At 71.9% G+C, this 12,771-nt stretch carries 16 protein-coding genes; 7 read left to right on the plus strand and 9 right to left on the minus strand.

All coding sequences use genetic code 11. The features are described 5' to 3' along the window. Nucleotides 1–32 precede the first annotated feature (32 nt). Complete coding sequence (locus tag IE258_RS06285) at nucleotides 33–764, minus strand: SDR family NAD(P)-dependent oxidoreductase (protein ID WP_189740011.1); 732 nt, start codon at nucleotides 762–764, stop codon at nucleotides 33–35. A gap of 87 nt (nucleotides 765–851) precedes the next feature. Between IE258_RS06285 and IE258_RS06290 the strand changes: the two genes are divergently transcribed. After that, the gene (locus IE258_RS06290; RefSeq protein WP_189740015.1) at nucleotides 852–1,448 is read left to right on the plus strand and encodes a TetR/AcrR family transcriptional regulator; all 597 of its coding nucleotides are present in this window, start codon (nucleotides 852–854) and stop codon (nucleotides 1,446–1,448) included. A 60-nt stretch (nucleotides 1,449–1,508) separates the two neighbouring features. On the opposite strand, the gene IE258_RS06295 is transcribed toward IE258_RS06290, so the two are convergent. Beyond that, nucleotides 1,509–2,516: an MFS transporter gene (locus tag IE258_RS06295; RefSeq protein ID WP_189740018.1), complete on the minus strand. Its 1,008-nt coding sequence runs from the start codon at nucleotides 2,514–2,516 to the stop codon at nucleotides 1,509–1,511. 17 nt (nucleotides 2,517–2,533) lie between these two features. On the opposite strand from IE258_RS06295, the gene IE258_RS06300 reads away from it, so the two are divergent. Together IE258_RS06300 and IE258_RS06305 are read left to right on the plus strand one after the other, a co-directional pair. Continuing rightward, nucleotides 2,534–3,427, plus strand: coding sequence for a tetratricopeptide repeat protein (locus tag IE258_RS06300; protein WP_189740021.1), 894 nt, complete (start codon nucleotides 2,534–2,536; stop codon nucleotides 3,425–3,427). Between the two features lie 124 nt (nucleotides 3,428–3,551). Further along, nucleotides 3,552–5,456, plus strand: coding sequence for an alkyl/aryl-sulfatase (locus tag IE258_RS06305; protein WP_189740024.1), 1,905 nt, complete (start codon nucleotides 3,552–3,554; stop codon nucleotides 5,454–5,456). A gap of 118 nt (nucleotides 5,457–5,574) precedes the next feature. Here IE258_RS06305 and IE258_RS06310 read toward each other — a convergent pair whose 3' ends face one another. The 4 genes from IE258_RS06310 to IE258_RS06325 form a co-directional block, all read right to left on the minus strand. Next, a complete protein-coding gene (locus IE258_RS06310) occupies nucleotides 5,575–5,976 on the minus strand; it encodes a VOC family protein (RefSeq protein WP_229891954.1) in 402 nt (133 codons plus the stop codon). A gap of 67 nt (nucleotides 5,977–6,043) precedes the next feature. Further along, entirely contained in the window at nucleotides 6,044–6,304 is a 261-nt protein-coding gene (locus IE258_RS06315; protein ID WP_189740029.1) for a hypothetical protein, read from the minus strand. Continuing rightward, complete coding sequence (locus IE258_RS06320; protein ID WP_189740033.1) at nucleotides 6,295–6,645, minus strand: NADH-quinone oxidoreductase subunit A; 351 nt, start codon at nucleotides 6,643–6,645, stop codon at nucleotides 6,295–6,297. The genes IE258_RS06315 and IE258_RS06320 overlap by 10 nt, the downstream gene beginning before the upstream one ends. 294 nt (nucleotides 6,646–6,939) lie before the next feature. Further along, nucleotides 6,940–7,323, minus strand: a complete 384-nt coding sequence (locus tag IE258_RS06325) for a VOC family protein (RefSeq protein WP_229891955.1) — start codon at nucleotides 7,321–7,323, stop codon at nucleotides 6,940–6,942. A 120-nt stretch (nucleotides 7,324–7,443) separates the two neighbouring features. Between IE258_RS06325 and IE258_RS06330 the strand changes: the two genes are divergently transcribed. Further along, nucleotides 7,444–8,319, plus strand: coding sequence for a DUF899 family protein (locus IE258_RS06330; RefSeq protein ID WP_189740036.1), 876 nt, complete (start codon nucleotides 7,444–7,446; stop codon nucleotides 8,317–8,319). A 52-nt stretch (nucleotides 8,320–8,371) separates the two neighbouring features. On the opposite strand, the gene IE258_RS06335 is transcribed toward IE258_RS06330, so the two are convergent. After that, nucleotides 8,372–8,776 (minus strand): nuclear transport factor 2 family protein, encoded by a 405-nt coding sequence (locus IE258_RS06335; protein ID WP_229891956.1) that lies wholly within the window; start codon nucleotides 8,774–8,776, stop codon nucleotides 8,372–8,374. Nucleotides 8,777–8,862: 86 nt separating this feature from the next. On the opposite strand from IE258_RS06335, the gene IE258_RS06340 reads away from it, so the two are divergent. Beyond that, entirely contained in the window at nucleotides 8,863–9,690 is an 828-nt protein-coding gene (locus tag IE258_RS06340) for a helix-turn-helix domain-containing protein (protein ID WP_229891957.1), read from the plus strand. Beyond that, nucleotides 9,677–10,216, plus strand: a complete 540-nt coding sequence (locus tag IE258_RS06345; RefSeq protein WP_229891958.1) for a hypothetical protein — start codon at nucleotides 9,677–9,679, stop codon at nucleotides 10,214–10,216. The genes IE258_RS06340 and IE258_RS06345 overlap by 14 nt, the downstream gene beginning before the upstream one ends. Here IE258_RS06345 and IE258_RS06350 read toward each other — a convergent pair. Continuing rightward, nucleotides 10,213–10,788: a CGNR zinc finger domain-containing protein gene (locus IE258_RS06350; protein WP_189740042.1), complete on the minus strand. Its 576-nt coding sequence runs from the start codon at nucleotides 10,786–10,788 to the stop codon at nucleotides 10,213–10,215. The two genes, IE258_RS06345 and IE258_RS06350, sit on opposite strands and share 4 nt — an antisense overlap. Nucleotides 10,789–10,870: 82 nt before the next feature. Here IE258_RS06350 and IE258_RS06355 point away from each other — a divergent pair, with 82 nt between their 5' ends. Next, complete coding sequence (locus IE258_RS06355) at nucleotides 10,871–12,055, plus strand: epoxide hydrolase family protein (RefSeq protein ID WP_189740045.1); 1,185 nt, start codon at nucleotides 10,871–10,873, stop codon at nucleotides 12,053–12,055. A 31-nt stretch (nucleotides 12,056–12,086) separates the two neighbouring features. Here IE258_RS06355 and IE258_RS06360 read toward each other — a convergent pair whose 3' ends face one another. Next, nucleotides 12,087–12,668 (minus strand): hypothetical protein, encoded by a 582-nt coding sequence (locus tag IE258_RS06360; protein WP_189740048.1) that lies wholly within the window; start codon nucleotides 12,666–12,668, stop codon nucleotides 12,087–12,089. Nucleotides 12,669–12,771 lie beyond the last annotated feature (103 nt).

The following is a 12,771-nucleotide window of genomic DNA, read 5'->3' on the forward strand; positions in this document are numbered from 1 at the left end:
TGCCCGGTAGGCCCACCGAATCGGGGACGCTGTCAGACCTGCGCCTGGCCTCCGTCGACGAACCAGTCGACGCCGTTGACGAAGCTGGAGGCGTCCGAGGCCAGGAACGTCGCCACGGCGGCGATCTCGTCCGGGCGGCCGATCCTGCCGAGCGGCACCTGCGAGGCGAGTTGGTGGTCCGGGCCCACGGCGCCGACCAGGCCCGGGGTCTCGGTCGGGCCGGGGCTCAGCACGTTCACCCGGAACTTGCGTTCCCGCGCGCCGAGCGCCCAGCTGCGCACCAGGTTGCGCACCGCCGCCTTCGACGCGCCGTAGATTTCCAGGCTCGGTCCGGGGCGGAGGGTGCTGGTCGACCCTGTCACCACGATCGAGGCGCCGTCCGACAGCAGGGGCAACGCCTTCTGCACGGTGAAGACCGTGCCCTTCACGTTCGTACCGAAGGTGGCGTCGATGGCTTCCTCGGTGATCTCACCGAGTTGCTGCGGGACAGCGCTGCCGGCGTTGGCGACAAGCACGTCGATGCGGCCCGCCTCCTCGCGCACGACCGAGTACAGATCATCGAGGTCGGCCTGTACCGAAACGTCGGCCCGCACACCGGTGGCCGCCGAACCGATCTCGGCGACGGCCGCGTCGAGCGGCTCCTGACGGCGACCGGCCAGGAACACCCGTGCCCCCTCCGCGGCGAACCGCTTGGCGATGGCAAGCCCGATGCCGCTGTTGGCTCCGGTGACCACCGCCACCTTGCCTGCGAGTACTCCCGCCATAGCGCACCCACTCCTCAGTTCTTGACTGGTCCGTCCATAACGCTAGCCGTTATGGACGGACCAGTCAAGAATGGGTAGACTGCCGCCATGGCACGCCCCAGGAAATTCGACGAGCGGCAGGTACTGGACGCTGCCCGGGAGCGGTTCTGGTCGGGTGGGTACGCCGCCACGCGCATGGAAGACATCGCCGAGGCGACAGGGCTCGGCAAAGGCAGCCTGTACGGCGCCTTCGGCGGAAAACAGGCACTGTTCCACCGGGTGTTCGACGATTACTGCGGCTCCGTCGTCGAGGCCGTGAGCCGGCAGCTGTGCGGCAACGACGAGGACGCCTACGCGCGGCTGTCCGCCCACGTGTACGCGGTGGCGGCCGCGACTGCCGCGGACACCGCCCACCGCGGATGCCTGTTGGCCAAGGGCGCCGCCGAGCTGGCCGAACACGACGAGACGGTGGCCGGGCGGGCGCGCGCGGCCATCGAGGCGCTGCAGGCGCTACTGGAGAGCGACATCGCAGCCTGTCAGCGCAATGGCGACATCGCCGCGGACACGGATCCGGGAAGGCTGGCTGCGCTGGTGCTCGCCGTACTGCGCGGCATCGAAGCGCTGGGCAAGGCCGGAGCGAGCGAGGAAACGCTGACAGATATAGCCCGGACGGCCCTCGCCGTACTGCCCCGCCCCGCTCACTGAGCTTCCTCGGCCCGGCCACCGGTCGGGAGATGGCCGGGCGCAACGCCGTGCCCCTGGTGATCAGTTGGCCGCCGTGACCGGTTCGGCGGCCTCCGGGTGCGGTTCCGTACCCGACGCGGCGGGGGTGGCCGCGATCGCCGGGACGTGGCGCAGCAGTGTCGTCACCAGGACCGTCGTCACGAGGATGAGAGCCGCACTCACGGTGGCTGCCGTCTGCAGCCCTGTGGTGAAGGCGTCCTTCGCCGTGGCCAGCAGTGAGGCGCCGTCCGGGAGGCGTTCCGCGGCGGCGATCGCACCGCCTACGGTGTCCTTGGCCTCGGCGGGTGCGTCGTCGGGGATCTCTCCGCGGTAGGCCGCGACCGCGAGAGTGCCAGTGATCGCGATACCCAGGGCGAGGCCCAGGTCGTATGCGGTCTGACCGGTCGCCGCGGCGGCACCCGCCTTCTCCGCGGGCGCGGCGCCGACCGCCAGGGCCGTGCCGAGGACGCTGATAGGGGCGACGCCGAACATGATCACCGTCAGGCCCAGTGAAGCGGTCAGGACTCCCTCGTACAGGGCGATCACCGCGTAGCCGGGGAGTGAGAGCAGCAGGCCGCCGGCCAGGACGTACGCCGGACGGAACCGGCGGGCGAGGACCGAGGTGAGCTGGGAGCCGGCGATCAGTCCCGCGGCTCCGGGCAACAGCCACAGCCCGGCCTCCAGCGGCGACTGTCCCGCCACGGCCTGCAGATACTGCGGGACGAGATACTCGACGCCGTTGAGGGCCGTCATCCCGATCAGCAGCGTGAGCAGCGCCCCCGTGAAGGCCCGGTCGTGAAAGAGCCGCAGCTCCAGCAGCGGCGTGGCCAGCCGGTTCTGCCGACGTACGAACGCGGCGGTGCAGACCGCCCCGGCCGCGAAGGCGAGGGCGGGCTGCCAGGCGGGGGAACCCGAGGCCAGGCTCTTGATGGCGTACACCACGGGCAGGACGGCCAGCAGGAACAGGGCGACGCTCGCCGGGTCCAGACGGCCAGGGGCCGGGTCACGGTACTCGGGCAGCAGCGCCCGGGCCGTGACCAGCGCGAGCATGGGGAGAGGCGGCCGCGTTGGCGGACCGGTCCGTCCAGCGCCTGCTGCGGGGCGACCTGGCCGCTGCGCGGGAGGACGCGGAGCGCAGCGCGGGGCTGTTCGGGGACGTCGGGGACACGTGCGGCCAGTTGTGGTCGGTGTACCCGCTGGCGTCGGTCGCCGAGATCCACGGCGACTACGAGCGCGCGGCCCGGCTGCGACAGGCCGGGCTGGACAGCGCCGAGAAGTTCGGCCTCTCCACCCTGGCCGCGGACCTGCTGTCCGGGCTCGGACGGACGGCACTGCTCACCGGCGACCTCGGCAGGGCGCGGGAGTACCACGAGCGGTCCCGGCGCCTCGCCGCCGAACTGGGCTTCCGCGCGGGCGAGATCAACGCGGAGCTGGGGCTCGGTCTCGGCGCGCGCCGCGAAGGGCTCCTCGACGAGGCGGAGGCCCGGATGCGTACGGTCCTGGAATGGCACCGCCAGGTCGGGCTCGACGGGGCGAACGCGCTGATCCTGGCCGAGCTGGGCTTCATCGCGGAGCTGCGCGGCGACGCGCGCGGTGCGTTGGCCCACCATGAGGAGGGCTACGAAACGGCCCTCACCACCGACGACCCCCGGGCGGTCGCCCTGGCCCTGGAGGGCCTCGCCGCCGCTCACGCCCTCGCGGACGGCCCCGGGACCGCGGCGCTCCTTCTCGGCGCCGCCTCCGCCGCGCGCGCCGCCACGGGCGCGCCGCTGCCGGCCGCGGAGCGACTGGACGTCGGCCGCACCACCGCCGCGGCGACCGCCGCGCTGGGGGCGGCGGCCTTCACGGACGCCTTCACGAAGGGGGAGGCGCTGTCTCCGGAGGCAGCACACGCGCAGGCGCGGGCGCGGACGTCGCGGACCCCGGCCGGCCACCGGCAGGCCGCCGGACCCGGTACGTGAGCCGGTCCCGGTACGTGAGCCGGACCCGCCGGGGTCTCCTCGGCGCCGAGTTGCCGACCGCTCCGCTCCGGGAAAGCCTTGAGTGGCTGTCCCGACCCGTCGCCGCAGGAGAGGTCAGGTCGCCATGGCCGACAACGCGAAGCTCCCCACCCCCGCCACCGTCGCGGCGAACCGGGCCGCGGTGAGCCGGTACGCCATGGACGACCGACAGGACTTCGCCGACAACGACCACGGCTTCATCGCCCCGCTGCCGGGACAGGTCGAGGCGGCCGACGGCCGGATCATCTTCGACCCGGGCTGGTTCGACTACCTCGCGGAGGACGCTCCGGCACCCGACTCCGTGCATCCCAGCCTGTGGCGCCAGTCGCAGCTCATGGCCAAGAGCGGGCTCTACCGGATCGCCGAGCGCGTCTTCCAGGTGCGCAACAACGACATCGCCAACCTCACCGTGATCGAGGGCCACACGGGCCTCGTCGTCATCGACTGCACGGGCTCCGTCGAGTCCGCCGCCCAGTCCATGTCCATGATCCGCGAGCACGTCTCCGACCAGCCCGTGGCCGCCGTCGTCTACACCCACACGCACGTAGACCACTACGGCGGCGTCAAGGGCGTGGTGAGCGCCGACGACGTGGCCTCGGGCCGGGTCCCGATCCTGGCGCCCGGCACGATCGCCTCGTTCGACAAGTACGCCATCGGCGAGAACGTCATCGCCGGCAACGCCATGTCCCGGCGGGCCGGTTACGCCTTCGGCAGCCTCCTCGGCAAGAACGCCTGCGGCTGCGTCACCAGCGGCATCGGCATCACGACCACCTCCGGTGCCACCGTGTCGTACCTCTCCCCCACGGACCCGATCACCGAGACCGGCGCCCGGCGCGAACTCGCCGGGCTGGAGTTCGAGTTCCTGTACGCGCCGGACACCGAGGCGCCCGAGGAGATGCACATCTGGATCCCGGAGCTGAAGGCCCTCACCTGCGCCGAGAACGCCAACCACACCCTGCACAACATCCAGACCCTGCGCGGCGCCCGCACCCGCGACGCCCGCAACTTCGCCCGCTACCTGGACGAGACCCTCCAGCGGTGGGGCGACGAGGCGGAACTGCACTACGGCCCGCACACCTGGCCCGTCTTCGGCAACGAGAACATCACCGCGTTCCTGGAGTCGCAGCGCGACACCTACAAGTACATCCACGACCAGGCACTGCGGCTGGCGAACAAGGGATACACCCCGCTGGAGGCCGCCGAGGTCGTCGAGCTGCCCGATGAGCTGGGCCGCAAGTGGTTCAACCGCGGTTACCACGGCACGCTCCACCACGACGTGCGCGCCGTCTTCACCAAGGAACTCGGCCTGTGGGACGGCGACCCGGTCTCCCTCCACCCGCACCCGTCAGTGGAGACCGCCCGCCGTCTGACCGACCTGATCGGGCCCGACGCGATCCTCACCGAGGGGCGCCGGGCCTTCGACGCCGGCGACTACCGCTGGGCGGCGCAGATCCTGCACGCCCTGGTCTTCGCCCAGCCGGACCACCAAGCGGCGCGTGACCTCCAGGCCGACGCCTACGAGCAGATGGGTTACCAGGCCGAGGGCCCGCAGTGGCGCGGCATCTTCCTGACCGCCGCCAAGGAACTGCGCGAGGGCGTCGCGCCGGCCGCCTTCGCCACCGCCAGCCCGGACTCGATCCTGGCCATGCCGATCGACATCCTCTTCGACTTCGCCGCCGTCCACCTCGTCGGCGACAAGGCCGCCACGGCCGACCTGCGGATCGACTTCCGCTTCGCCGACACCGACGAGACCTGGACGATGTGGGTCCGCCGAGGCGTCCTCAACGCCCGTCGCGGCGCCTCGCCCGACACCCGCCTGACGGTCAGCGGCCCCAAGCCCGCCCTCGTCGCCTGCCTCCTGAAGCCGGCCGACGCGGAACACCTCGTCGAGGCCGGGAAGATCACCCTCGACGGCGACGAGACCGCCCTGACGACCCTGGCCGGACTCCTCGACGACTTCGACCCGGACTTCGCCGTCGTCACCCCTTGACGGATCGAGGACCCGGCCGCTGCTTGTGTCCGGTGACTCGGGCTGCCCGCCGCCGACCGTCTCCGGCTCGCCGGCGTCCTCGTACCGGTAGTGGGCGTGGGCGTGCGGCTCGGGGGTCTCAGCTTCCGGCTGCGCGCCCGCCGGTGGGCGACGGTGCTGTGCGGGGACGGTGGGCTCGGACGTCCACCGGTCGGCCGTCGGGATCGCGCACGGTCAGCGTCCACTGCGTGGGCAGTGTCTCGATCTCTCCGGCCGGCCATCCGGCACCGAGGACGCGTTCGCGGACCTCACGCAGCTGCGCGTAGGTTCCCACGCGGAGTCCCCATCCCGCCCGGCCCAGAGGGTCGAGATCGGTGTGGGGGGCGGTGGCGGTTTCGACGATCATCAGGTGGTCGTCCCCGCCGACGTCGACGACCGCGATCCGCGGATCCGTCGAGGTCGCGGCGCGCTCGAACGCGAGCCTCGCTCCGAGCAGTTCCTCGTAGTACGTCACGAGCCGGTCGAGGTCGCTCGTGGACACGGTCAGATGGTTTATTCCGCACAGATCAGGCATGGGACGGCCAACTGTAGTCCAATCCCCTTTCCCCTCACGCGAGTTGCGTACGGTCCGCGGCAAGGAGGTCCGGCTCGGCGACGGTGAGGACGGCCTGTCCGGCGATGCCCAGCACGAGGGACAGGGCCGCCACCAGCATCAGGTCGGCTCCGGCCGGGGTCGACGCCGAGGGCCAGTCCCGGGACCGCAGCTCCTGCTCGGCGGCGAGGCGCACCCCGGTACCGCCCGGCGTGGTCACCAGCAGGACCCGAGGCCGGGCGGCCGCCGCACGCGCCAGGACGGCGGTCAGGCCCACCGCAGCGCTCCCTCCCGCCATGCGTAGACCACACCGGTGAGCAGGACGGCGAGGAAGACGAACATCTCGATCACCGCACCGGGCCCCATCGCCGAGATCACCAGCGTCCACGGGTACATGAAGACCATCTCCATGTCGAAGGCCAGGAAGAGCATCGTCACGGTGTACCAGCGCAGGTGGAAGCGGCTGACCGCGTGTTCCGTCGGCTCCAGTCCCGACCCGAACGGCTGCGCGGGCAGCGGACCGGACGAGAGCCGAAGCGCCCGGGCCGCTCCGTATGCTCCGGCCACCGCCAGCAGGGCCAGGCCCAGCAAGGCCGGCGCGGCAGTGAAGCCGCTCACCCGATGCCTCCACCCGGGAGGTCTCGCCCACGCCCCCCGACCCGTACGTCGAGGAGCCCGCCGGCAGACGCTGTCCCGCCCGTGCCCCGCGTCGAACCCATCCGCCGCTCCGTTCCCGCTGAGCCGGAAGCGTGGCCACCCCCGGAGGCAGTGCTACGGCCACGGTGCCGGAGGTGCACACGCCGCGCGAGGCGGCCGCGTCCATCAGTGCCCGTGGGCGAGTCCACGCGTCAGGCGGGGGAGAAGAGGAGCGGTGCCTGCGTCAGTGCGTCGCGTGACGGGTGCGCGGGCCGGTCACCCTTCGTCGAGACAGAGGCAGAAGGGATGGCCGGCAGGGTCGAGGAGCACTCTCACGTTCTCCTGCGGCTGGTCGTCGGCCAACGTGGCGCCCAGGGCGACCGCCTCGGCGACCGCCGAGTCCAGGTCGCCGACCTGGAAGTCGAAGTGCATCATCGGGCGCTGTTCGCCGTCGGCAGGTGGCCAGACCGGAGCCCGGTAGCCTTCGGCCTGCTGGAACACGAAGAACGGCCCTTGTGGTGAGGCGGCGACGACGACGTTTGCGGCTTCCTCGTGTTCGATGTGCCAGCCGAGGAGTTCGGCGTAGAACCTCGCCAGGCCGCCGGGGTTCGGCGCCTCGATCGCCGTTCCCCACCACATACCGTCGGTTCGGGATTTCATCCCGGCAGCCTGCCTCACGATCCCGCGCCTGTCGTCGGTTTTGGTACATCGGCCCACCCGGCGTTCGTGGGCGTGCTCGGCGAGAATGGAAACAGGCCGAAGCGATTCCAGGAGCCGCTGATGTCCGAGAACCCGAGCACGGCGCAACCCCCGGTCGTCGACCGCGCGACCTTCGAGCAGCGGTTGGACGGGCTGCGGGCGAGGGAGAAGGCCCACACCCGCGAGGGCGACGCGATCGCCGCGGCGCGCCGCGGACTCCCGATGGTCGAGGTGGCCGCGGACAGCCCGTTGCTGGGGCCGGACGGCCCCACGACGCTCCTGGACGCGTTCGAAGGGCGACGCCAGATGATCGCCTACTACTTCATGTGGTGGCCCGGCCGACCTGCCGCCGAGCAGTGCGAAGGCTGCACCTGGGTGATGAGCCACGTGGGCGAGCTGTCCTATCTGCACTCCCGCGACATCACCTTCGCCGTGTTCTGCCAGGGGCGGAACACGGCCTACGGCTTCGGGGACGCGCAGACGTCGTACGAGGAGAGCCTGCGCTACCGCGCCTTCATGGGCTGGACGATGCCGTGGTACTCCGCCCAGCCCTCGCTCGAGTCGCTCCTCGTCGGCCGGGAGCTCGGCCTGTTCCACCTGGTCTGCTACCTGCGCGACGGCGACCGCGTCTTCGAGACGTACTGGACCAAGCGTCGCGGGGCCGAGGCGGTGGACTACAGCTACGCGCTCATGGATCTCACGGCGTTCGGGCGTCAGGAGGACTGGGAGGACTCACCGGCAGGCCGGCCGCGCCTCGGGCACGCCACACGGACCCTGGGCGGGGCTCCCGACTGGCCCCCGCTGCGGGAGTGGCCGGGCGGACGTCCCACAGCACAGTGGCCCCGCATCGACGCCGGACACTCCGACGACCTGGGCGCCACCGGCGCAGGCACAAGCACCGACACCGGCACCGGCACCGGCACCGGCCCGGCGACCGAGCCCGGTCACTGCCACTGATCGCGAGCCGTCGCCCGACCTCGCCTCCGGAGGCGGTCGTCGTGACGGCCGGTCAGCGCTCGGCAGGCTCCCACCACACCAGGTTGGCGGCCGCCCGCGCCGTCGGCTCGATGATCTCCCAGCCCTCGGCGATCAGCCCGTCCTCGATGCGCCAGATGTCGACGACCGCGATCTCCGGGCCGGCAGCGGGGAGCCGTCGCCGCGAGTGCATCACGACGTGGTCCCCCTCGGACAGCAGGTGGACGACCTCGACCTGCATCCCGGCGAGCGGCACGAGTGCCTCCCGCACGGCGGCGAGCCACTGTGCCTTCGTCGAGGAGGTCGAGTCCGGCCGGTGATGGACGAAGTCGTCGCTCAGCAGCGGTTCGAGCGCGTCGACGCCGCCCGTCGTGATCAGTTCCGCCAGTGCCCGTCCGACGAGGGTCTTGTTCTCCGAGGTCTTGTTCTCCGTGGTCATGGACGCAGTGTTTCCGCGGGCGTGCCGCTTGTCGATGAAGTCGGATTTCATGGCGTACGGCTCCACGATGAGTACTGTCGACGACCGTGCACACCGTTGGGGAGCTCTTGCGGCAGTGGCGGCATCGCCGACGACTGAGCCAACTCGATCTCGCGCTCGCGGCCGACGTCTCGGCCCGTCACGTCAGCCTGGTCGAGACGGGCAGGTCCAACCCGAGCGCCGACATGGTCCTCCGGCTCGCGGACCAGCTCGACGTGCCGTTGCGTGAGCGCAACGCGCTGTTGCTCGCGGCCGGCTTCGCACCCCGGTACACCGAGCGGCCACTGGACGACGACGCGCTGTCGGCGGCCCGGGCCGCGGTCGAGCGGGTGCTCCGCGCGCATGAGCCGTACCCGGCGTTGGCGTTCGATCGCCGGTGGAACATCGTGATGACCAATCGTGCGGTCGAGCCGTTCTTCGCGGACGTCGATCCCGATCTGCTGCGGCCGCCGGTCAACTTGGTGCGGCTGGGGCTGGACCCGCGCGGGTTCGCCCCGCTGGTCGTCAACCTGGCCGACGTGCGTGCGGTGTTCCGCTCCCGCATCACGCGCCAGCTCGCCCTCACGCACGACGCCGAACTCGCCGCGCTCTACGACGAACTGCTGGAGCCCGGCTCCGCCGACGCGTCGGACCCGTCCGTCGCATCCGACGTCCTGATCCCGATGGTCCTTCGTCTCGGCGGACGTGAGGTCCGGCTGTTCTCGACCATCACCACGTTCGGCACTCCCATGGACATCACCCTGGACGAGGTCGCGGTCGAGTCGTACTACCCCGCGGACGCGGAGAGCGCCGCGTACTTCGAGGAACCACGGCACGGAAACTTTAGTTTACATGAATCTTTAAGTAAACTACAGTTGTCGCATGACAGCCCCTGAGATCAGCCCAGAAGAGCAGGCGGAGCTGGACAAGGCCCTGTACGACGCCCTGAACCCGCTGGCCTCGGCCATCCGCTCCCGGGAGGGCGGGGTGTCCGCCGAGCGGATGTGGGACGCGAGTCCGGTCGACGTGGCCCTGTCCGTCCTGGCCGCGTGGAAGGTGATGGACGGCGAGGTCAAGCGGCTCACGGAGCGGGCGGCGGTCACCGCCGGCTCCTACGGCGCGAGCTACGAGCAGTTGGGCGCCGTCTGGGGCATCACCCGGCAGGGTGCCCGCAAGAAGTGGCCCGACGCCGTCAGCCGCACCGCACCCGCGACCGTGGGCACCAGCACGCTCGCACTGTTCGGAGGGACCGCGGAGCTGGTGCGGTCGACTTCCGGCGGCTGGGGCTGGACCGGCCGGGGCGCCGACGGGACGGCCGGCACGGCCCCCGACGGGGCGCCGTACGCGACCGCGGAGGAAGCGGCGGCCCACGCGGGCGCGTTCCTCAAGGAGCACGTCCTCGTCGGCGGCGATCAGTCCTAGAGCGCCGATCCCGGGTTCCCGCGCCGGTTGGCGTGGAAGCGGGCCTTCTTCTCGCGGTTCCCGCAGGTGTTCATGTCGCACCACCTGCGGGTGCGGCTGCGGCTGGTGTCGAAGAAGGCGGCTCGGCAGGTCGGTGAGGCACACAGGGCGAGTCTGCCGTCCCGTTCGCCCGAGATGACGCTGATCGCGTCGGCCGCGATCACGCCCAGGGCGTCCGCCACGCCGGAGGCCGGGCGGAGCCGCCAGCGCCGCTCGCCCCCGGGCGTCAGGACGGCCACGGCCCCGCCCCGGGCGCTGTGGTCGTTGATGACCCGGACGGCGGACGCGGGCAGCGCGTCCTCGGTCGCGGCCGCCGTCGCGGCGGCGTGGATCGCCTCCCTCAGCTCCCGGGCGAGGCCGAGCTGGGCGGGGGTGCAGGCGTCCACGACGAGGCCGTACACCGCCAGCCAGTCGACGAGTCGCCGTGGGGTGGGGATGCGCTCCACGGCGGTGCCGTGCCGCTCCGACAAGGTCCCCGTGAAGCTCGTCGCCAGCACCTGACCGAGGCGGAAGTCGGGGAACTCAGCACGCATGGAACCACCATAGCCGGTTGCCACGTGACTCGGGAGGCTGGTAGAACCGGCTAAGACGGTTCCGCCATGCCGAGGAGGCAACATGCCCCGCCCCACCAGCGAGGTGCACGCCGATGTGCATGCTTTCGAGGCCCGCGCGGCCGACGCCGACCTCGCCGATCTGCGCGCTCGACTGGCCGCGGCGCGACTGCCGGAGGCCGAGACGGTCCCACCCGGCGCACCCGGCCGGCGCCGTTGGGAGCAGGGCGTACCGCTCGCCGACCTCGCCGACGTCGTGGAGTACTGGCGCACCGGCTACGACTGGCGGGCGTTCGAGGCGCGCCTCGACCGGATCGGCCAGTTCCGCACGACCGTCGACGGTCTGGGCATCCACTTCCTGCACCGGCGCTCCGCGCGCGCGGACGCCACCCCGCTGCTCATGACCCACGGCTGGCCGGACAGCGTCGCCCGGTTCGTCGACGTGGTGGACGAGCTCGCTGACCCGCGGGACGCGGACGCACCGGCGTTCCACGTCGTGGTCCCGTCGCTGCCGGGCTTCGGTCACAGCGACCGGCCGGCCACCACCGGGTGGGGGACCGAGCAGGTCGCCGCCGCGTGGGTGGAGCTGATGGGGCGGCTCGGGTACGGCGAGTTCCTGGCCCACGGGGGCGACTGGGGCGGCAACATCACCACGGTCCTCGGCGGCAGGTTCCCGGCGCACGTGCTCGGCATCCACACCACGTTCGCCGAGGCGCCGCCCGGCCTGACCACGGACGGGCTGACCGCGGCCGAGCGCGGGTGGGTCGAGGAGACCCGCGACTTCTGGCGCCACCGGGCGGCGTACGCGAAGCAGCAGGCCACCCGGCCCCAGACCATCGGCTACTCGCTCGTCGACTCCCCCGTCGGGCTCCTCGCCTGGATCCTCGACAAGTTCGCCGAGTGGTCGGACACCGAGGACAGCCCGTTCGAGACGATCTCCAGGGACCGGGTCCTCGACGACGTCACCCTGTACTGGCTGACGCGGACCGGCGCGTCGGCGGCCCGCATCTACTACGAGAGCCACAACTCGCTGGACCCAGGACTCCGGGTCGACGTCCCGTCGGCGCTCGGCATGTACCCCCGCGACGTCGAGAAGTGCCCGCTCCCCTGGGCACGGGAGCGGTACCGGAACATCGTCCACTGGACGGTGGCCGAACGCGGGGGACACTTCCCGTCGCTGGAGGTTCCCGAGTACTTCGTCGAGGATCTGCGGGCCGGGCTCGGGGCGGTGCTGGCCGCTCGTCGGTGAACACGGCCGGCACCGTCGCCGCCGAGCCGGCTCAGGGCGTGTACAGCGACTGCACCCTTGTGACCCGCCCCTCGCCGTCGAAGCTCAGGTCGTAGCCGAGGAGCGCGCGGTCCGAGGAGGGCCGGGCCGTCAGGCGGCCGACGAAGTCGGCCTGGGAGTACGACGCGGGGTGCTTGGCGTCGCCGAGCGGGACCGACAGGAGCACCTGGGCGTCCTCGGTCATGCTCACCTCGGTGTACGGGCCCTCGCCCGGGACGATCACCCACGCCTCGAACTGCGGGTGGGGCTTCTTCTGGGCAGGCCGCACCGACAGGTGGGTCCGTCCGTCGGCGGTCCGGGCGTCGTCGATCTGCACGAACTGCTTGGTGCCCGCCCAACGAGCCCCGGTGCCGATCGGCTTGGTCCCGCTCGGCGCGGTGTCGGTCGGCGCGGTGTCGGTCGGCGCGGTGCTCGGGGCCGTTCCGTCCGGCGACGGGGCGGGCGCCGCCGACGTCCCGGACGCGGTGGCGGCCGCCGGACCGTCGTCGGTGCCGCACCCGGTCAGGGCCAGCATGCCGAGGGTGAGGGCGGTGAGGCAGCGGACGGTGGCCGGCCGACGGTGTACGACGCGCATGGTGAAGTCCCCCCAAGGACCTGGTGCGTTCTGGATACGCACTCTCTACGCGCCACCCCACCCGGCAGGTTGCACCGCGATGCGAAATGCTTGCCCACCGCCC

It is taken from the genome of Streptomyces tendae, assembly GCF_014650435.1.
Taxonomy (GTDB): domain Bacteria; phylum Actinomycetota; class Actinomycetes; order Streptomycetales; family Streptomycetaceae; genus Streptomyces; species Streptomyces tendae.